This is a genomic window from Paracoccus sediminicola (assembly GCF_027912835.1).
Classification (GTDB): domain Bacteria; phylum Pseudomonadota; class Alphaproteobacteria; order Rhodobacterales; family Rhodobacteraceae; genus Paracoccus; species Paracoccus sediminicola.
Genome location: NZ_CP115768.1, coordinates 1815910 through 1835488 on the forward strand (window position 1 = coordinate 1815910; position 19579 = coordinate 1835488).

The 19579-nt window shown below is 62.9% G+C and carries 20 protein-coding genes; 14 read left to right on the plus strand and 6 right to left on the minus strand.

Annotated features, from left to right (window positions below):
• Positions 1–8 precede the first annotated feature (8 nt).
• The 3 genes from PAF18_RS09005 to cobS form a co-directional block, all read right to left on the minus strand.
• Complete coding sequence (locus PAF18_RS09005) at positions 9–1799, minus strand: aminopeptidase P family protein (RefSeq protein ID WP_271115422.1); 1791 nt, start codon at positions 1797–1799, stop codon at positions 9–11.
• Positions 1799–3676: a cobaltochelatase subunit CobT gene (gene cobT, locus PAF18_RS09010; RefSeq protein ID WP_271115423.1), complete on the minus strand. Its 1878-nt coding sequence runs from the start codon at positions 3674–3676 to the stop codon at positions 1799–1801. The genes PAF18_RS09005 and cobT overlap by 1 nt, the downstream gene beginning before the upstream one ends.
• A 101-nt stretch (positions 3677–3777) precedes the next feature.
• Positions 3778–4755: a cobaltochelatase subunit CobS gene (gene cobS / locus PAF18_RS09015; protein WP_271115424.1), complete on the minus strand. Its 978-nt coding sequence runs from the start codon at positions 4753–4755 to the stop codon at positions 3778–3780.
• A 142-nt stretch (positions 4756–4897) separates the two neighbouring features.
• On the opposite strand from cobS, the gene PAF18_RS09020 reads away from it, so the two are divergent.
• The 11 genes from PAF18_RS09020 (at position 4898) to PAF18_RS09070 (ending at position 14718) form a co-directional block, all read left to right on the plus strand.
• Positions 4898–5923 (plus strand): DUF808 domain-containing protein, encoded by a 1026-nt coding sequence (locus PAF18_RS09020; RefSeq protein WP_271115425.1) that lies wholly within the window; start codon positions 4898–4900, stop codon positions 5921–5923.
• Between the two features lie 169 nt (positions 5924–6092).
• Positions 6093–7406 carry a sn-glycerol-3-phosphate ABC transporter substrate-binding protein UgpB gene (gene ugpB / locus PAF18_RS09025; RefSeq protein ID WP_271115426.1) on the plus strand — a complete coding sequence of 438 codons (1314 nt, stop codon included), beginning with the start codon at positions 6093–6095 and terminating at the stop codon, positions 7404–7406.
• 63 nt (positions 7407–7469) lie between these two features.
• Positions 7470–8348 (plus strand): sn-glycerol-3-phosphate ABC transporter permease UgpA, encoded by an 879-nt coding sequence (gene ugpA / locus PAF18_RS09030; RefSeq protein WP_271115427.1) that lies wholly within the window; start codon positions 7470–7472, stop codon positions 8346–8348.
• Positions 8348–9196, plus strand: coding sequence for a sn-glycerol-3-phosphate ABC transporter permease UgpE (ugpE, locus tag PAF18_RS09035; protein WP_271115428.1), 849 nt, complete (start codon positions 8348–8350; stop codon positions 9194–9196). The genes ugpA and ugpE overlap by 1 nt, the downstream gene beginning before the upstream one ends.
• A gap of 1 nt (position 9197) precedes the next feature.
• Positions 9198–10205, plus strand: coding sequence for a sn-glycerol-3-phosphate import ATP-binding protein UgpC (locus PAF18_RS09040; protein WP_271115429.1), 1008 nt, complete (start codon positions 9198–9200; stop codon positions 10203–10205).
• A 184-nt stretch (positions 10206–10389) separates the two neighbouring features.
• Positions 10390–10893, plus strand: a complete 504-nt coding sequence (locus tag PAF18_RS09045; RefSeq protein WP_271115430.1) for a type III secretion system chaperone family protein — start codon at positions 10390–10392, stop codon at positions 10891–10893.
• Between the two features lie 46 nt (positions 10894–10939).
• On the plus strand, positions 10940–11743 hold the full coding sequence (gene proC / locus PAF18_RS09050; RefSeq protein WP_271115431.1) for a pyrroline-5-carboxylate reductase: 804 nt from the start codon (positions 10940–10942) through the stop codon (positions 11741–11743).
• Positions 11740–12075 (plus strand): tRNA-binding protein, encoded by a 336-nt coding sequence (locus PAF18_RS09055; protein ID WP_271115432.1) that lies wholly within the window; start codon positions 11740–11742, stop codon positions 12073–12075. Before proC ends, PAF18_RS09055 begins: the two co-directional genes overlap by 4 nt.
• Positions 12075–13025 (plus strand): 2-hydroxyacid dehydrogenase, encoded by a 951-nt coding sequence (locus tag PAF18_RS09060; protein WP_271115433.1) that lies wholly within the window; start codon positions 12075–12077, stop codon positions 13023–13025. The genes PAF18_RS09055 and PAF18_RS09060 overlap by 1 nt, the downstream gene beginning before the upstream one ends.
• Positions 13026–13111: 86 nt before the next feature.
• On the plus strand, positions 13112–13312 hold the full coding sequence (locus PAF18_RS09065) for a CsbD family protein (protein ID WP_271115434.1): 201 nt from the start codon (positions 13112–13114) through the stop codon (positions 13310–13312).
• A gap of 443 nt (positions 13313–13755) precedes the next feature.
• Positions 13756–14718, plus strand: coding sequence for a magnesium transporter CorA family protein (locus PAF18_RS09070; RefSeq protein WP_271115435.1), 963 nt, complete (start codon positions 13756–13758; stop codon positions 14716–14718).
• On the opposite strand, the gene PAF18_RS09075 is transcribed toward PAF18_RS09070, so the two are convergent.
• On the minus strand, positions 14713–15387 hold the full coding sequence (locus PAF18_RS09075; protein WP_271115436.1) for a DUF1045 domain-containing protein: 675 nt from the start codon (positions 15385–15387) through the stop codon (positions 14713–14715). The genes PAF18_RS09070 and PAF18_RS09075 overlap by 6 nt on opposite strands.
• A gap of 23 nt (positions 15388–15410) precedes the next feature.
• On the opposite strand from PAF18_RS09075, the gene PAF18_RS09080 reads away from it, so the two are divergent.
• The 3 genes from PAF18_RS09080 to PAF18_RS09090 all read left to right on the plus strand — a co-directional run bounded on the left by PAF18_RS09080 (position 15411) and on the right by PAF18_RS09090 (position 17397).
• On the plus strand, positions 15411–16544 hold the full coding sequence (locus PAF18_RS09080; RefSeq protein ID WP_271115437.1) for an alpha-D-ribose 1-methylphosphonate 5-triphosphate diphosphatase: 1134 nt from the start codon (positions 15411–15413) through the stop codon (positions 16542–16544).
• 323 nt (positions 16545–16867) lie between these two features.
• Entirely contained in the window at positions 16868–17005 is a 138-nt protein-coding gene (locus PAF18_RS09085) for a hypothetical protein (protein ID WP_271115438.1), read from the plus strand.
• Between the two features lie 152 nt (positions 17006–17157).
• Entirely contained in the window at positions 17158–17397 is a 240-nt protein-coding gene (locus tag PAF18_RS09090) for a hypothetical protein (protein WP_271115439.1), read from the plus strand.
• Between the two features lie 447 nt (positions 17398–17844).
• Here the strand turns inward: PAF18_RS09090 and PAF18_RS09095 are convergent, their stop codons facing one another.
• Complete coding sequence (locus PAF18_RS09095) at positions 17845–18672, minus strand: alpha/beta hydrolase (protein ID WP_271115440.1); 828 nt, start codon at positions 18670–18672, stop codon at positions 17845–17847.
• On the minus strand, positions 18669–19562 hold the full coding sequence (locus PAF18_RS09100; protein WP_271115441.1) for a tryptophan 2,3-dioxygenase: 894 nt from the start codon (positions 19560–19562) through the stop codon (positions 18669–18671). Before PAF18_RS09100 ends, PAF18_RS09095 begins: the two co-directional genes overlap by 4 nt.
• Positions 19563–19579 lie beyond the last annotated feature (17 nt).

Below are 19579 nucleotides of genomic sequence, written 5' to 3' on the forward strand. Positions count from 1 at the left end.
AGATACGGTCACAAAGGCGCGGTCGCGCCCTCCAGCCAGATCCGCGTTTGTTCATCGACGCGCGGTCCGATCTTTTCAAGCACCTGGGCATGGTAGCTATCCAGCCACTCACGCTCGGCCTCCGAGAGCATCTCGCGCAGAATCATGCGGCGGTCGATCGGGGTGAAGTTCAGCGTCTCGAAACCCAGCATCTCGCGCCCGTCGGGGCTGTCGGCTTCAGTGACCAGCAAGAGGTTCTCGATGCGGATGCCGAACGCGCCCTCACGGTAATAGCCGGGCTCGTTCGACAGGATCATGCCGGGTTCCAGCGGGATCTCGGAGATGCGACTGATCCGCATCGGGCCTTCATGGACGCAGAGCGCCGCGCCGACACCGTGACCGGTGCCGTGATCGAAATCCAGGCCGGCCGTCCACAGCGGTGCGCGCGCGACCGGGTCGATATCGCGCCCGGCGACACCTTTCGGAAAACGCAGCCGCGACACCGCGATCATGCCCTTGAGAACGAGCGTAAACGCCTCACGCGCCGCGTGGCCGACATCGCCGACCGCCATGGTTCGGGTGATGTCGGTGGTGCCGTTATCATATTGTCCGCCACTGTCGACAAGCAGAACCCGCCCCGCCTGCAGCTCCGCGTTGCTGTCGGCTGAAACGCGGTAATGGGGCAGTGCCGCATGGCCTCCCACCGCGCTGATCGTGTCGAAGCTGCTATCCAGAGCACCCGCCGCGCGGCGCAGCTCTGCCAGCTTTTGCACGATGTCGATCTCTGTCAGCCCGCCCGGAGCCCGCGCGTCGAGCCAGGCCAGAAACCGCGCCATGACCGCCCCATCCGTCAGATGGGCGTCGCGCATACCGGCGATTTCAGCCTCGTTCTTGCGGGCCTTGGGCATGATGGCCGGATCGCGCGCCTCGATCACCGCCGTGCCCTGTTCATCGAGAATGTCGAAAACCGCCTCGGGCGCCGAGCCGGGATCGACGCGGACCGGGCCTTCGAGATTGGCGAGCGCCGCCGCAAAACTCTCGGGATGGTGGATCGCTATCGCCTTGCCCAATGCCGAGCGGATCTCGTCGCTGAACTTGGCGGGATCGGAGAAAAGCTGCACCGAGCCATCCGCCGCGATGATCGCGAAGCCCAGCACCACCGGGTTATGCGGCAGATCAGTGCCACGGATATTCAGCAGCCACGACAGCGAATCGGCAAGCGTGATGACTGCCGCCGCCTGTCCCTCGGCGCGCAGCTGAGCGGCGATGCGGTCGCGCTTTTCGGCGGCGCTTGCCCCGGCAATCGCCTCATCATGAAGCCGCACCTGACCGACCGGCGGCGAGGGCCGATCGTCCCAGATCCGGTCGACGAGATTATTCACCGGCAGGAAGGAGATATTCGCATCCTCCAGCGCATCCCGCAGATCGGATATTTCGCGATGCGTGTGCAGCCAGGGGTCGAACCCGACCCGCCCGCCTTCGGTCAGCGCATCGCGGAGCCAGCCTTCCGGTCTGGTTGCCGGGAAATCGACCGGGGTGAAATGGTTGAGATCCACCTCTTCCCGGACCTGCACACGATATCGCCCATCGGCAAAGACCGCCGCATGATCCGCCGTCACCACCGCCTGCCCCGCGCTGCCGGAAAACCCGGTCAGCCAGCGCAGCCTTGCATCGGCATCGGCCACATATTCGCCCTGATGAGCGTCGGCGCGGGGCACCATGAACCCGTCCAGCCCCTCTGACTGCATGGCATCGCGCAGCGCGGCCAGACGCGTCGCGCCCTGCGAGGCGCCTTCCGCGGTTTCGAATTGCTCAACCATCACATCGCCCGCCTGACGCCGCCTATTCCCATGACCCGCGCCCGCTTGCGCGGATCGGTATCGAACAGCGCGGCAAGCTGTTCGGTCATCGCCCCGCCGAGCTGTTCGGCATCGGTGATCGTCACCGCGCGTTCGTAATAGCGCGTCACGTCATGACCGATCCCGATGGCCAGAAGCTCGACCTGGCGGCGCTTTTCGACCATCGCGATCACGTCACGGAGATGTTTTTCCAGATAGTTCGCGGGGTTCACCGACAGCGTCGAATCATCCACCGGCGCCCCGTCCGAAATCACCATCAGGATCTTGCGCGCCTCGGGTCGTTTCACCAGCCTGCGATGCGCCCATTCCAGCGCCTCGCCGTCGATATTTTCCTTCAGCAGACCCTCTTTCATCATCAGCCCCAAATTCGGCCGCACCCGACGCCAGGGCGCATCGGCGGGTTTGTAGATGATGTGGCGAAGGTCGTTCAGCCGGCCCGGCTCGGCGGGGCGGTTCTCCTTCAGCCAGGCCTCACGACTTTGCCCGCCCTTCCAGGCGCGGGTGGTAAAGCCGAGGATCTCGACCTTGACGCTGCACCGTTCCAGCGTGCGGGCCAGAACATCGGCGCAGATCGCGGCGATCGAGATCGGACGGCCACGCATCGAGCCGGAATTGTCCAAGAGCAGCGTGACCACCGTGTCGCGGAACTCGGTATCGTGCTCGACCTTGAAGCTGAGCGGCGTGGTCGGATTGGCCACTACGCGCGCCAGACGCCCGGCATCCAGCACGCCTTCCTCCTTGTCGAATTCCCAACTCCGGTTCTGCTTGGCCTGAAGCCGCCGCTGAAGCTTGTTGGCCAGCCGAGAGACCGCGCCCCGCAACGGGTCGAGCTGCTTGTCGAGATAGGCGCGCAGCCGTTCGAGTTCGGCCGGTTCGGCGAGTTCGTCGGCGCGGATCTCTTCGTCGAATTCCTGGCTGTAAACGCGGTAATCGGGCGATGCATCGCTGACCGGGGGCGGCAGCTCTTCGGGCATGTCGCCATCGGGCATCTCTGCCTCTTCCTCGACCATCTCTTCGTCCGAGCTGTCGTCGAGACTGACCTGCGCCTGGCGTTCGTCCTGTGTGCGTTCCTGGCTGCGCTCGGGCGAGGCGTCGTTATCCTCGCCCTCATCCTCTTCGCGGGCCTGGTTGTCGCCGGCCTCGGGATCGGGTTCAGCCTCTTCCGAGGCGTCGTCCTCTTGGGGTTGGTCGTCGGGATCGTCGCCGAGCTGGTCGCCATAGCCGAGATCGGAAATGAGCTGCCGCGCCAGCCGGGCAAAGGCGGCCTGATCCGGAATCGTTTCTCGCGCCGCGTCGAGCACATGGCCCGCCTGCTGGGTCACAAAGGGACGCCACAGCTCGGCCGCCTCGGCTGCGCCCGGCGGCAGCGCGCGCCCCGTCGCCGCCTCGCGCAGCAGGTAACCGGCAGCGGCGGGCAGCGGCACATCGGCAGGTTGCCGGGCCTGATCGTAACCGCGCCGCACCGCCTCTGCGCCCATCTTGGCGTCGATATTGGACAGCGCACCGGGCATGTGCCGCGCCCCGAGCGCCTCGACCCGCGCGGTTTCGACCGCGTCATAGATCTCATGCGCGAGCGGGCCGGACGGTGCATAGCGGGCATGGGTTTCCGCGTCGTGGTGCCGGATTCGCATGGCGAGTGAATCGGCAGTGCCGCGCGCCTGAATGATCTCGTCCCGGCCCATCCGCCGGCTGATCTGCGGCAGGCGCATCGTATCCCCGGCGACACCGGAGGGATCGGCGGTGTAGGTGACGTTCAGCTCGGCGTCATCGGCAAGCGCGCGCGTCGCCTCGGTCAGGGCCTTCTTGAACGGGTCGGCGGGGTTGTCGTTGGGTTTCATACCGGAATTCTCCCGATGGGCATGATAGCGCGGCTGAAGAAAGTTAACAGCCCGGCGGTCAGCCCACCAACTATCGTCTCAGCACCGCATGCGCGCCCGTCTCACCCTGCCTTTGCCGCCGCGCTCTCGGGCAGTTCCTCGTCGAAGAGGCGCTGATAGAACTCGGCGACGGTCTGGCGTTCCAGCTCATCGCATTTGTTCAGGAAGGTCAGACGGAAAGCATAGCCGACATTGTCGAAAATCCGCGCGTTCTGCGCCCAGGAGATCACCGTGCGCGGCGACATCACCGTGGACAGATCGCCCTGCATGAAGGCGGTCCGGGTCAGATCGGCCAGAGTGACCATCTTCGAGATCACGTCGCGGCCCTTTTCGTTGTTGTAATTCGGGTTCTTCGCCAGAACGATCGCGGCCTCGGCATCATGGCTGAGATAGTTCAGCGTCGAAACCAAAGACCAGCGGTCCATCTGGCCCTGGTTGATCTGCTGCGTGCCGTGATAGAGGCCCGTCGTATCGCCCAGACCCACCGTGTTCGCCGTGGCGAACAGGCGGAATGACGGGTTCGGCGTGATGACCTCATTCTGGTCCAGCAAGGTCAGCTTGCCGTCAGCCTCGAGCACGCGCTGGATCACGAACATCACATCGGCCCGGCCCGCATCGTATTCGTCAAAGACGATGGCGGTCGGGTTGCGCAGCGCCCAGGGCAGGATGCCTTCGTGGAACACGGTGACCTGCTTGCCGTCGACCAGCTTGATCGCATCCTTCCCGATCAGGTCGATGCGGCTGACATGGCTGTCGAGATTGACCCGCACGCAGGGCCAGTTCAGCCGCGCAGCGATCTGCTCGATATGGGTGGATTTCCCGGTGCCGTGATAGCCCTGGATCATCACCCGGCGGTTATAGGCAAAGCCCGCCAGGATCGCGAGGGTGGTGTCGGGATCGAACTTGTAGGTGCTGTCGATATCGGGCACGCGCTCGGTCTTTTCGGCGAAGCCCTTGACCTTCATGTCGCTGTCCAGCCCGAACACCTCGCGCAGGTCGATTTCCTCGGTCGGTTTCGCGTTCGCGTCCAGATCGGCCATGAGTCTGCCCTTTCCCTTGTGGTGCAGTGGTGATGAAGGATTCCCGCGTCCGGTGCAAGCGCATGGGCGCGGGATCGCCGGTAGGGGTGGAACCTTCGCAGCCCGAAGCTATTATGCTATCGCAGCAAGGAAAGGATCCCAAATGGCCGGTTTGATCGCGCTTCTCGACGACGTGGCAGGAATTGCCAAGGTCGCCGCCGCATCGGTGGACGATGTCACCGGCATGGCGGTCAAGGCGGGATCGAAAGCCGCCGGCGCGGTCATCGACGATGCGGCGGTGACGCCGAAATATCTGACCGGCTTCGATGCGAATCGTGAATTGCCGATCATCTGGCGGATCGCCAAGGGGTCGATCTTCAACAAGGTGGTGATCCTGCTGCCGATCGCGTTGCTGCTATCGGCTTTTGCGCCCTGGCTGATTGCGCCGTTGCTGATGCTGGGCGGATCCTATCTGTGCTTTGAGGGCGCCGAGAAGGTGTATCACGCGATCTCTCCGCCCGACGATCCGCATGACAAATACGAAGGCGGCCAGGGCGACCCGGCCCAGCTGGAGGAAAAAAAGGTCGCCGGCGCGATCAAGACGGACTTCATCCTTTCGGCCGAGATCATGACCATCGCGCTGAACGAGGTGACTGCGCTGATGGCAGGCAGCGGGCTGATCGGGCTGGCGAAACTTGGCACCGAGGCGGGCGTTCTGTTCGTCGTGGCGCTGGCCATTACCGTGGTCGTCTACGGCTCGGTGGCGCTGATCGTGAAGGCCGACGATGTCGGCGTCGCGCTGGCCCGCAACAATAGCGGCTTCGTCGCCTCGCTTGGCCGTGGCATCGTGAAATTCATGCCGGGATTCATGAAGGCACTGACCATCATCGGCACAGCCGCGATGATCTGGGTCGGCGGCAACATCATCGTGCATGGCCTGCACGAGCTGGGCTGGCATGCTCCTTACGAATGGATCAAGCATCAGGCCGAGGCCGCCGCCGCGATGGTGCCGCAGGCACCGGGGCTGGTGTCCTGGGCGGTGACTGCCTTTATCGACGGGATCATCGGTCTGATCTGGGGGCTGATCCTGATCCCGCTGTCGGAATACATCATCGTGCCGCTGGCCAATGCGACGCTGGTGCCTTTGCTCTCGGGCGTGAAATCCATGTTCCGGCGCAGCGCGAACTGATCGCGCCCCGGGATCGACATCGCAAGGGCGACCGGAGAACCCGGTCGCCTTTTTTGATGGCCGCTTGCACAGCCCGAAAAATCTGTCACATTTCTGTAACAAAAAAGTCGTCAGCCGGTTACTTCGCGACACTAGGCAGGCGACGCCCTCAACAGGAAGGACAACAGAAATGACACGTATCTATTCCGCATCGGCCATTGCGCTGATCGCCTCGCTGGGTGCTGCCAACGCTCAGACCGAAATCCAGTGGTGGCACGCCATGGGCGGCGAGCTGGGCACCAAGCTCGAAGAAATCGTCCAGGGCTTCAATGACAGCCAGGACGAATACACTGTCGTGCCGTCCTATAAGGGCACCTACCCCGAGACGATGACAGCCGCCATCGCCGCGTTCCGCGCGCAGGAGCAGCCGGCCATCGTGCAGGTCTTCGAGGTCGGGACCGGCACCATGATGGCCGCCGAGGGCGCGATCATGCCGGTCTATCAGCTGATGGAAGAGCATGGCGAGAATTTCGATCCCGCCGCGTTCCTGCCCGCCGTGGTCGGCTATTACACCGACACGGATGGCAATATGCTGTCCATGCCGTTCAACTCGTCGACGCCGATCCTCTACTACAACAAGAATATCTTCGAAGAGGCCGGGCTCGATCCAGAACAGCCGCCCGAGACCTGGGCGCAGATGGAAGAATTCTCGAAGCAGATCATGGAATCGGGCGCGGCGGAATGTGGCTTCACCACCGGCTGGGTGAGCTGGATCCAGACCGAGAATTTCAGTGCCTGGCATAACCAGCCCATCGGCACCATGGAGAACGGCTTCGGCGGGACCGACGCAGAGCTGACGCTGAACGGCGAGGCGCAGGTCAAGCATTGGGGCAATCTGAAGCGTTGGGCGGATGAAGGCATCTTCAAGTATGGCGGCCCGGTCGGCGGCGACAACGCCCCGCCGATGTTCTACAGCCAGGAATGCGCCATGATCATGAACAGCTCGGCCAGCCGCGCCGGGGTTCTGGCCAATGCGACCGATTTCGAGGTCGGTTTCGGCATGCTGCCCTATTACGACGATATCGAGAGCGCGCCGCAGAACTCGATCATCGGCGGCGCCACTCTGTGGGTGCTGTCGGGCCGTCCGGATGAGGAATATCCCGGCGTCGCCGCGTTCTTCAGCTATCTCTCCAGCCCCGAGGTGCAGGCTGACTGGGCCTCGTTCTCGGGCTATCTGCCGATCACCGAGGCTGCGGGTGAAGAAATGTCCGGCTTCTTCGAGGAAAATCCCGGTGCCGATACCGGGCTGCGCCAGATCACGCTGAACGAGCCGACCGAGAATTCGAAGGGTCTGCGCTTCGGCAATTACGTGCAGATCCGCGGCATCATCGACGAAGAGTTCGAAGCGCTGATGAGCGGGTCCAAGACCGCGCAGGAGGCTCTGGATTCGCTGGTCGAACGCGGCAACCAGCAGATCGCCGATTTCGCGGCACAGAACCAGTAAGACCGATCCCGAGGGGCTGCGCGCGGCGCGGCCCCTCGTCTTTTGCGTAAGGCCGGGACATCGATGAAGCGGACCATCTTCAGCAATCAGCTTCTGCCGTGGCTGCTTCTGGCGCCCCAGCTTGCCATCACCTTCATCTTTTTCATCTGGCCCGCCGCCCAGGCTGTCTGGCAGAGCTTCCTGCGCGAGGATGCGTTCGGCATCCGCTCGACCTTTGTCGGGATGGAGAACTATCTGCGGCTGATGGACAGCCCTGAATATCTGAACTCGATGCAGGTCACGCTGGTCTTCGCGGTGTTGGTGACGGTGCTTTCGATGGGGTTCTCGCTGCTGCTTGCGGTGGCGGCGGACCGGACGCTCCGCTCGGCCCGCGCTTATACGACCCTGTTGGTCTGGCCCTATGCGGTCGCGCCGGCAGTGGCCGGGATCCTGTGGTGGTTTATCTTCAACCCGACCATCGGCATCCTGCCCTTCCTTCTGGAACAGATCGGCTACGACTGGAACCATATCTCGAACCCGAACGAGGCCATGGCGCTGGTGGTGATCGCAAGCGCATGGAAGCAGATCAGCTATAACTTCCTGTTCTTCGTGGCCGGCTTGCAGGCGATCCCCGCCTCGCTGCGCGAAGCCGCGGCCATCGACGGGGCGGGGCCGGTGAAGCGTTTCTTCACCATCACCTTCCCGCTTCTGTCGCCCACCACCTTCTTCCTGCTGGTGGTCAATATCGTCTACGCCATGTTCGAGACCTTCGCGGTGATCGACAGCACCACCGAGGGAGGACCGGCGCAGGCCACCAATATCATGGTCTACAAGGTCTATTTCGACGGTTTCGTCGGGCAGAACATGGGCTCATCCGGCGCCCAATCCGTGATCCTCATGCTGATCGTGATCGCACTGACGGTGATCCAGTTCCGCTGGGTCGAGAAGAAGGTCGCCTATTGATGATCGAGAACCGTCCCTTCCTGAATTTTCTGACCCATCTCACGCTGATTATCGGCGTGGCGCTTGTGGCGCTGCCGGTCTGGGTAGCCTTCGTCGCCTCGACCCACACCGCCACCGATTTCGGTTCTGGCACGATCCCGATGTGGCCCGGGCCGCATCTGATCGAGAATTACAGCCGGATGCTCGATTCCGGACTGTCCACAAGCGGCACGCCGCCCGTGGCGCGGATGGTGCTGAACTCTCTTATCATGGCGCTGGCGATCGCCTTCGGAAAGATCATCATCTCGATCCTCTCGGCCTTCGCCATCGTCTATTTCCGCTTTCCGCTGCGCATGTTCGCGTTCTGGTGCATCTTCGTGACGCTGATGCTGCCGGTCGAGGTGCGCATTGTGCCGACATTTCAGGTCGTGGCGGGGCTGGGGCTGCTGAATTCCTATGCCGGGCTGTCGATTCCGCTGATCGCCAGCGCCACGGCGACCTTCCTGTTCCGGCAGGTCTTCCTGACCATGCCCGACGAGCTGGTCGAGGCCGCCCGCATCGACGGCGCCGGACCGATGAAGTTCTTCCGCGATATCCTTCTGCCGCTGTCGCGGACCAATATCGCCGCGCTTTTCGTGATCCTGTTCATCTATGGCTGGAACCAGTATCTCTGGCCGCTGCTGATCACCACGGATGCGCAGTATTACACCATCGTCGCGGGCATCAAGCGCATGGCCGACGCGGTGGACGGGTTGCCGCAATGGCATCTGGTCATGGCGACCGCCATCATGGCGATGCTGCCCCCCGTGGCGGTGGTCATCGGAATGCAGCGGCTGTTCGTCAAAGGTCTTGTCGAGACGGAGAAATAACGTGGCATCCATCACCCTGAACAATGTCGGCAAGGTCTATCCCGGCGGCACACGCGCCGTCGAAAATGTGAATATCGACATCGCCGACGGCGAATTCATCGTGCTGGTCGGCCCCTCGGGATGCGGAAAGTCCACCCTGCTGCGCATGGTCGCCGGGCTGGAGGAAATCACCGAGGGCGAGGTGAAGATCGGCGAGCGCATCGTCAACCAGGTCGAGCCGGCCGAGCGCGATATCGCCATGGTGTTCCAGAACTATGCGCTCTATCCGCATATGTCGGTTCGCAAAAATCTCGAATACGGGTTGAAGAACCGCCGCACTCCGCGGGCCGAGATCGACCGACGTGTGAACGAGGCTGCCGAGATCCTCCAGATCGGACCGTTCCTTGACCGCAAGCCCCGCGCGCTGTCGGGAGGGCAGCGTCAGCGAGTGGCGATGGGCCGCGCGATCGTGCGCGAGCCGGCGGCCTTCCTGTTCGACGAACCGTTGTCCAATCTTGATGCGAAGCTGCGCGTGGCCATGCGGCTCGAGATCAAGGAGTTGCAGAAGCGGCTGCGGACGACCAGCCTCTATGTGACCCATGACCAGCTTGAGGCGATGACCATGGCCGACCGTCTGGTGGTGCTGAACGGCGGCAAGGTGGAACAGATCGGCACTCCCCTGGAAGTGTATCGCAAACCTGCCTCGGCCTTCGTTGCCGGGTTTATCGGCAGCCCGGCGATGAACCTGATCCCCGCCCGCGCCGTGCCGCATCTGCCGGGCAGCGGCCATGCCGGGCTGATTGGCATTCGCCCCGAAGATCTTCGCCCTGCCCCGGAGGGACAGATCGAACTGAGCGTGGATGCCGTCGAGGAACTCGGCGCAACCCGCTTGATTCATGGCAATATCGGTGGCGAACTGGTTACGGTGACGCTGCCCTCGGACGGTGAGATCGCGGAGCGGCTGCGGCTGAGCGTTGCTCCTGACGCGATCCATCTGTTCCGCGCCGATAACGGCGCCCGCCTGTCCTGAGCGCCGCATCTGGTGGACGGAGCAGATTCGTCCACAAGATTTTGGAGAATTTAACGAAAAATCCCTTTACAGGGCCACCCCTGTGGCCCACCCTGATCTTGTAGGACGCGCGGGCTGAACCACATCCTTTCGTGGTCTTACGCAAGAAAAGGTGGGCGCACCACCGAAGCAGGGGACGGCAGGCATGGCGCAGACCGACAGCTATATCCACAGCAACGAGATTCATCCCATCGACATCGTCGAATCGATCGCAACCCATCACGAATGGGATTTCGACCGGCTCGCCGATGACCAGATCGCGATGTCCGTCGAGGGGCAATGGCGCGGTTACTCGATCACCCTCGCATGGTCCGGCGCCGAAGAGATGTTGCGGCTGATCTGCACCTTCGACATGGACCCGCCTGCCGAACGGATGCCAGCGCTCTATGAGGCGCTGAATATGGCGAATGATCAGGTCTGGGACGGCGCTTTCACCTTCTGGGCCTCGCAGCGCATGATGGTCTGGCGCTACGGGCTGGTGCTGTCGGGCGATATTGTGGCCAGCCCCGAACAGATCGACCACATGATCCGCAACGCCGTCGAACAGGCAGAGCGGCTTTACCCGGCCTTCCAGCTTGTCGCCTGGGGTGACAGCGAGCCCGAGGCGGCTATGGACATTGCGATGGGTGCCGCCTACGGACGGGCCTAGCCAGGGCCGCAACTGGTGCGGCCCCGTATCATTCAGGGGGGACGCAGTGGATTTTTCCGAAATAAACGAACGAGGGCTGGTTCTGGTCGGCTGCGGCCGCATGGGCGGCGCCATGCTGACCGGCTGGCTGCGCAACGGCATCGCGCCCGGTGCGGTCACGATCATCGACCCAAATGCCAGCGCCGACTGGGCCGAAAAGGGCGTGCGGGTCAATGACGATCCGCCTGCAAATCCCGCGGTGCTCGTCCTCGCCGTCAAGCCGCAGATGATGGGCGACGTTCTGTCAGAGCTGACGCCGGGTGCGGACAGCCTTGTCATGTCGGTCGCGGCCGGGGTCACACTCTCTGCATATGAGAAAGCCTTCCCCGATGCGCCGGTGGTGCGCGTCATGCCCAATACGCCGTCAGCCATCGGCCGCGGCATCTCGGCGCTGATCGGCAATGACGCAGCAGGCGCCGCTCAGCTTGGGCTCGCCGAGCGGCTGATGTCCGTTGTGGGCGAGGTCGTACGGCTGGAGAATGAAGGCCAGATGGATGCGGTTACCGCCGTGTCCGGTTCGGGTCCGGCATATGTCTTCCACATGATCGAGGCCCTGACCGATGCCGGTATCGCCCAGGGTCTGCCCGAAGCGCTGTCCCTGCAGCTTGCGCGCGCGACCGTGGCCGGCGCCGGTGCGCTGGCGATGGAGGACGATACCCCGCCATCCATGCTGCGAGAGGCGGTGACATCGCCCGGCGGCACCACGGCGGCGGGGCTTGACCAGCTGATGGACAAGGAACACGGGCTGCCACCCCTCATGCTGCGCACCGTTGCAGCCGCGGCTGATCGCTCGCGGGAGTTGGGGCAGTGACGATCTCGTTCGACGATTTCCAGAAGGTGGATATCCGCGCCGGCACTGTGACCCGCGCCGAACCATTCCCCGAGGCGCGCAAGCCCGCGATCAAGCTGTGGGTCGAATTCGGACAAGAGATCGGTGAGCGCAAGAGTTCCGCGCAGATCACGGCTCACTACGAGCCCGAGGCGCTCATTGGCCGACAGGTGCTCGCGGTTGTCAATTTTGCGCCCCGCCAGATCGGCAAGTTCATGTCCGAAGTGCTTGTGCTTGGCCTGCCCGATGCCGATGGTGAGGTGGTGTTAATCGGCCCCGAACAGGCCGTGGCGAATGGAGCGAGGCTGTATTGATGAAACTGCTTGTCACCCGCCCGATGACCAAAGCCGCCGAGGCGGCGATCTCGGCCCGTTTCGAGACGAAGTTCCGCGACAATAACACCCCGATGACCGAGGCGGAGGCCGCTGCCGCCCTTGCCGAATATGACGCGATCATTCCGACGCTTGGCGACGCCTTCCGCGGCAGCGCCTTTGACGAGGCCCCGCGCGCGAAAATCCTCGCCAATTTCGGCGCCGGCTTTAACCATATCGACATCGAGGCCGCAAAAGCGGCGGGACTCACCGTCACCAACACGCCGGATGTGGTCACCGACGCCACGGCCGAACTGGCCGTCACCCTTCTGTTGATGACTGCCCGCCGCGCCGGAGAAGGCGAGCGTCTGGCCCGCAGCGGAAACTGGACCGGGTGGCACCCGACGCAGATGCTGGGCAGCCAGGTCTCGGGCCGCACGGTGGGGGTTATCGGAATGGGCCGGATCGGGCGGACCATCGCGCGGCGCCTGCAACGCGGCTTCGACATGCGCGTGGTCTTCTTCAACCGCTCGACCGTATCATCGCTGGACTTCCCTGCCCGGCAACTGGCCAGCATCGAAGCCGTCATGCGGCAATCCGATTTCGTCGTGCTCGCCGTGCCGGGGGGCGCGAATACGCATCACCTGATCGGGGCCGAGACTCTGGATGCGCTCGGGCCGAATGGCATCATCGTCAATATATCCCGTGGCGACGTGATAGACGAGGCGGCGCTGATCGCGGCGCTGCAAGGCAAAAAGATCAGGGCTGCCGGGCTTGATGTGTACGAGAATGAGCCCGAGATCCCTGCCGCGCTGACAGCGCTCGATAATGTCGTGCTCCTGCCGCATCTGGGCACCGCCGTTGAAGAAACGCGGACCGAGATGGCGCTGCGGGCGCTCGACAATCTGATCGCCTTCGAGGCCGGGCAAATTCCCGCCGATAAGGTCGGCTAGATGCGCTTGAACAAATGCTAAATGCCGGAACCGCACGGGTTGCGGAACGTTAACCCACGTAATCAAGGCAATCGAAAGGATATGCTATGAACTGGGATGTTGTCGAAGGGAAATGGGAACAGCTCAAAGGCTCCGTGAAGGAGAAATGGGGCGACCTGACGGATGACGAGCTTCAGGAAGCGGGCGGCAAGAAAGACAAGCTGTCCGGCAAGCTTCAGGAGAAATATGGCTGGTCCAAGGAAGAAGCCGATAACGAGCTCGACAGTTTCTTCCGCGACAAAAGCTGATCGGGACATCGTTCCGAACGAAAAGGGACGCCCAAACGGGCGTCCTTTTTTCGTTGCAAAAGGTGCAGCCGCGGCTGTGTCTTTCGACACAGCCGCCACTCTAACAAGTCAACTCATCAAACAATGTGAACCTAGCAAACATGTCCCGGAAATCGCACCCGAAAACCGCGCTTCGACCTGTCTTTTTAGTTAGTGCTCGGTAAGAAAATTGCCTATTCCGACAGTTTGGACGCAAGGTTCTGAACAATGTTCAATGTGAAACTATTATCTTTGTACTATTCACGGCGAATCGGCCTCAGGTTGTGACCGCCCGGTCGCCGGTTCAGAACACTGCGGCGTGCAGGAAATTTTCCCGAGCTGACGCCGCACGGCCGTCTTCGGCCATAGTTCGGCTTGACGCTTCCGGTCCGTGGGGACACTGATGGCGCGGGAAAGGAACCGCCATGCTTCGCGCATATATCAGGCAGGATAATCATCTCGCCCTGCTCGAGCCCGGCCAATCTCCGGCGCAGGCAATCTGGATCGATCTCTACCGCCCCCTGCCCGCGCAGATCGACGCGGTTTCGGCGCTGGGCATCACCGTGCCAACGCTGGAGGACATGGCCGAGATCGAGATCTCCTCGCGGCTCTATCTGGACGGTCGCATCGCGTATATGACCGCGATGCTGCCAGGCTCTACACCTGACGGGGAATCGATCTCGGGGCCGGTGACGTTCATCCTCACCAGTGACCGTCTGGTCACGGTCCGCCACCATGCCCCGCGCCCTTTCGACAGCTTCGCAGATCGCGCCGACCGCTCGGCCAGCGGGACCGGCAGTGCCGATCGTGTGTTCCTGGGACTGATCGAGGAAATCATCGCTCGGCTGGCGGATCTGCTGGAGGCGGCAGGCCATGTTCTGGACGGGACAGTGCGGAATGTGTTCAAACCGAATACGCGGCAACGGACCGGTGCGCTGCAATCCGCGCTCGAGACCATCGGCCAGGAATCAGAGCTGATCTCACGGGTGCGTCTCGGACTGCTCTCGCTGGAGCGGGTGCTAAGCTTCTATGCGGCGACCCGTGCCAAGCTGTCCGAGGATAGCGGACAGCTGAAGCCGATCCTCAAAGGACATCAGCGCGACGTGCAGGCGCTACAGGAACATGCCGATTTCCTATCCTCGCGCGTGAGCCTTTCGGTGGATTCGACTATGGGCATGATCAGCCTTCAGCAGAACGACATCTCGCGGGTGCTCTCGGTCGTTGCGGCGCTGTTCCTGCCGCCGACGCTGATCGCCTCGACCTACGGGATGAATTTCGCGCATATGCCCGAGCTCGGATGGAGTTTTGGCTATGAATGGGCGCTCGGCTTGATGGCGGTGACGGCGGGGGCGACCTATCTGCTTCTCAAATGGAAGAACTGGCTATAGCGGCAGGCGTTCGATCAGGCGGAAGCGACCATCCGCACCCTCTCCGACGAGGCTGATCGCGTCAATCGTGAAGGGCTGCGGCATCGGTGGCAGAATTTTGGTCAATGCCGCTTCCACTCGGCTCAGCTGCGCCTCGCCCAACGCGCCGGTCAGCGTCATGTGAAACCTGAATTCGTCCAGCACGTAGGGATAGCCCCAGCGATCCAGCAATTCACGCTGCCGAGGTGACAGGCGTCCCGGTGCTCGGCGTGAAAACTCGGCCTCGGTCAGCGGCGCGCGCAGATGGTCAAGCCGGGTAACCGTTGCCGCCGCAAGACGGTTCAGCGCCGTATTATCGCCGCCCGCGACGAGGGCAAGGAACGGGCCGATCCGGTCAAGCCTCAGCCCATCCGCTTCTGCCGGCGACAGCGACCGCGCCAGATCGCGCGCTGCCCGAAGAACCGCCTCCGCGGCGGCACCTGCTGCCAGCCGGAAGGGCGGCTTCAGCGTGGCGTGAAACCCGTATTTGCGCGGCGTCGCGGTGATGGCGTCCAGTTCCGGAACTGCCGCGACAGGCTGAGCCACGGCCCGGCCCGACGCAATATCCCATCCCAGCCAGCCCGCACCGAAATCCGCCAGAGCGCCCTCGGGCGGGGTGTAATACAGCGCATATCTGCGATACTCGTTCATCGAGCAGACCTGTGGATATCGAGATGCAAGAAACCGTCCTGGCCAATGCAACGCTGATCCTGCCCGATCGCGTGGCGAAAGGCCATCTGGTGATCCGAGAAGGGCATATCGCCGTGATCGACAACGGCACCGCGCCGCGCGGAGCGATCGATTGCGAAGGCGATTTTCTTGCACCCGGCCTTATCGAGCTGCACACCGACAATCTCGAACGCCATATTCAGCCCCGCCCCGGCGTCGACTGGCCGCATGCTGCGGCGATCTTTGCCCATGACGCCGAGCTGGCCGGTTGCGGCATCACCACGGTGTTCGATGCGATGCGGGTCGGCTCGATCCCGTCGCGCAAGGATTACGCACCCTACGCCCGGCATCTCGCCACCGAGTTGCTGGCGCAGCGCGCGGCTGGTGGGCTAAAGATCAGCCACCATCTGCATCTGCGCGCCGAGATCTGCTGCGAATCGCTGTTAGACGAGCTGGACCAGTTTGGGCCGGCCGACAGGGTCGGTCTGGTCAGCCTCATGGATCACACGCCCGGACAACGCCAATTCCGGGACACGGCGATGCTCGAGACCTATCTGCGCAGCAAGGTGCAGATGGAGGACCGCGAGATCGCCCGCTATTTCGACGAGCTGAAGGCGCTATCGGCGCAAAACGGCGCGGCGCATGAGGCAGGGGCGGTGCGCTTTGCCAATTCCGTCGGCGCCGTGCTGGCAAGCCATGACGATTCCACCAAGACAGAGGTCGCCCGCTCGGCCGAACACGGTATCAGGCTGGCTGAGTTCCCGACCACGCGCGAGGCGGCCGAAGCCTGCCGCGCTCATGGCATCCGCACGATCATGGGGGCTCCGAACCTGATCCGGGGCGGCTCTCATTCAGGCAATATCGCTGCGCGGGATCTGGCGGCGGCAGGGCTGTTGGACATCGTCAGTTCGGATTACGTGCCCTCGGCCCTGTTGTCGGCGGCGGCGCTGCTGGCACAGATATGGGAGGACTGGCCGCGCGCCATCGCCTGCGTCACCGCCACCCCGGCCCTTGCTGCGGGGTTATCGGATCGCGGGCGGCTTGCGACCGGCCAACGCGCCGATCTGATCCGCTTCAGGATGATAGGCGACACGCCTTCACTGCGCGAAAGCTGGGTCGTCGGACAGCGCGTCGCCTGAGCAGCGCCGAAGCTTTCGCGCTGCACCGGATTGTCGCAACCGCCCCTGCCTTCGGCCATATCAGGTCTAGACCGATCTGCCCCTCGGCACCTTCTGCGCCGTCCTCCGCTCTATGATCGGAGCCGTTTCGCATAAATGGTTTTCTTCGTCTCGCCACGATTTTCCTGTTCTCCGATATCATCGCCGCGACGTTGGCAGTCGTTTCGGGGTCGGGACCTTGCTTGTCTATCTGGTTGTGGGAATCGTGATGTCGTCGCTGCCGGCGCTTTTGAATGTCGACGTGATCGATGCGGGCGCGGCTGCTCGGGCTTGACGGATTACAGGTGACGGTCATCTGGCTGACACTCGGGCTGATCGCGCTGCCGAGCATGGCGTTTTCGATGCTCCTAGAGCCGGGGCCGTTCGTCCTTAATGAAAGCGTGATCGCGCCGCATGTCACCGTCGGGCAGAAGGATAAGTAGGACGAAGCAGGTGAATCTGGCCAGAGCATCGTCCCGGACACGGGCGTTATGACGGAATCATTGCGCGGATTCTGCGCAGCATCGGCAAGCAGGTCCATCTCGGAGATGCCACGCAGTCCGACCTGCCGCAGGCCGGCGGGATCAGGAACGCAATGCTTCTGGTTATCGCCATCGACGACAAGTCTCAGACCGCGCAGCTCGTCGAAGCAGACAAGGCCTATTCTTGTGCGCTGGCCGGGGCCTATCGGCCGGACGAACCAGCGCAGGAAAAACCGGAATTCGTGGAACTGACCAAGCAAATGACAGAGCGACAGGACGCCGAGCTGCGACAGGGCCGAGACGAAGCTATGGCCCGCCCGGCTCGTATCATACGGGTCGGACCACCGCATTGATCCGACCCGCCAAATCTTCACGGACAGCCGCAGGCTCGGTCCGCCACGTGATACCCCTGACCCACCTACCCCCCAAACTAGGCACCAACCAACACCGGAGAGGCGGCAGGGCGGCGAAGGCGCCAGCCCCGATCGCTTCCGTTCCGATACGCCACGCAACCCCCCGGTTCGGACAATCACCGATGCCCGCACCAAACCCTACCGGACCGCGCAAAATGACAAACGAATAGATTTAGATAGGCAATGACAGAACCGTTCAGTTCCATTGAAGGATAACATAGTTCCGCCGTGATTTCAGCTTAGCCAAAGCCGTCCGGCCCGTGAACCACCCGCGAGGCCGACGGCGCCTGTCTTTTGCGGCAGGTTAATATATCTGCGGCACTGCTTTGCCATGGTCGCGAAAGCCATGGATTTCAGCGCTTGATTTCGCCGCGGCGTGCCTCCGGGCTAAGTTGGGCCGGCGATGAAGCTGCCGGGGGTCATGATGATGTCGTAATGATGGAGTCCGGCCTGGAGATCGAACAATACGTCCACCCTCGCCCGGCGCAGATGCTCTGCATAGCTGCGGCTCTGGCGGATGAATTCCGGCGTATCGCGCTCGGCCACGGTGACGCGAAGGCGTGTCCCCGACGGGGCGGGCAGCCGAAGCGGCGACAGGGTCTCTATCTCGTCCGCCGTCAATTGCAGCGGTTCATTGACCGACATCTCGGCAATCGGTTCAAGATCGTAGACCCCGCTGATGAGGATGGCATCGGTGACAGTCAGGCCCGCCTCGACAAGCGCCGAGCCATGACGGCTGAGAACCATCGCGGCCAGATGCGCCCCGGCGCTGTGCCCCGAGACTGTGACCCGCGCCGGATCGAAGCCCAGATCGGCGGCGTTGCGCGCCAGGAAGATCAGCGCGTCGCGGCACTCCTCGACCATCTGATCAAGCCGCGCCGCGGGAGCCAATGTATAGTTGAGCGTCGCAAAGCCCTGCCCGTTCGCAAGGATTGCCGGTGCCATGCCACAAGATTCCCGCTGGCTCAGCGCCTGCCAATAGCCGCCATGAATAAACACATGCAGCGGCGCGCCTTGCTGCGGCGCGGGAAAGAGGTCGAGCACATGTTCCGGCGCCGTGCCATAGCGCAGATTCTCCCGAACCTCGCACGTGGCCCGCGCCTGCGCGCTCAGTGCCGCGTATGCCTCCAGATAGGGTTGCAGATGACCCCCGATCATGGCGCTGGGCGAATATTCCCGCTGCAACTCGTCGCGTGTAAAGCCACGATAATTCATGCCCCGCCCTCCGGCCTCTGCACCAGGGCGGTGCGCAGGTCGTAAAGATCGTGGAAGAATTTCAGTTCGAGCGCCTTTTTCAGGAAGGCCACGCCGCTGGAACCGCCCGTGCCCGGCTGCATCCCGATCACCCTCTCGACCGCGGTCGCATGATCGAAGCGCCAGCGTTGAAAGAGCGTTTCCACATCCATCAGCTTTTCGCCAAGCGCATAGAGATCCCAATATCTGTCCGTATCGCGATAGATCTCGACCCAGATCGCGACGATGCGCGGATCGCCGGAATAGGGTTCCGAGAAATTCCGCTCCAGCAGGTCGTCGGGCACATCGAATCCTTGCCGCGCCAGCAGCTTGATCACCTCATCGTAAAGCGACGGCTTGGTGAGGGCCGCGTTCAGCGCCTCCATCACCTCGGGATCGTGGCGGTGGACCGCAAGCGTCGAGACATCCTTGTTTCCGAGAATGAACTCGATCTGACGATAGCCATAGCTCTGGAAGCCCGAGGAATTGCCAAGCGCGTCGCGGAACGTCAGGTAATCCGCCGGGGTCATGGTCAGCAGCGTCTCCCATGCCGCGATGAGCTGTCGCTGGATCGCCTTGATCCGGTCGATATTCTTCAGCGCCGGACCGATCTCGTCACGCTGAAGAAAGCGGCGCGTCTCGACCAGCTGGTGATGCATCAGCTTCAGCCACAGCTCGCTGACCTGATGGATGATGATGAACAGCATCTCATCCGGCTCGGCAGGGTCCTGAAACGTGTGCTGGATGTTCAGCAGCGTCTTGAGTTCGAGGAAATCGCCATAGGTGCTGCGCCTCTCGCGCGCGAACTCGGTCACGAGACTGTCTTCGACACCGCGTGTCAGCATCCGGTCCGGCTTGTCGTCAGAGGTCATCGCGGCTGTCCTTTCCT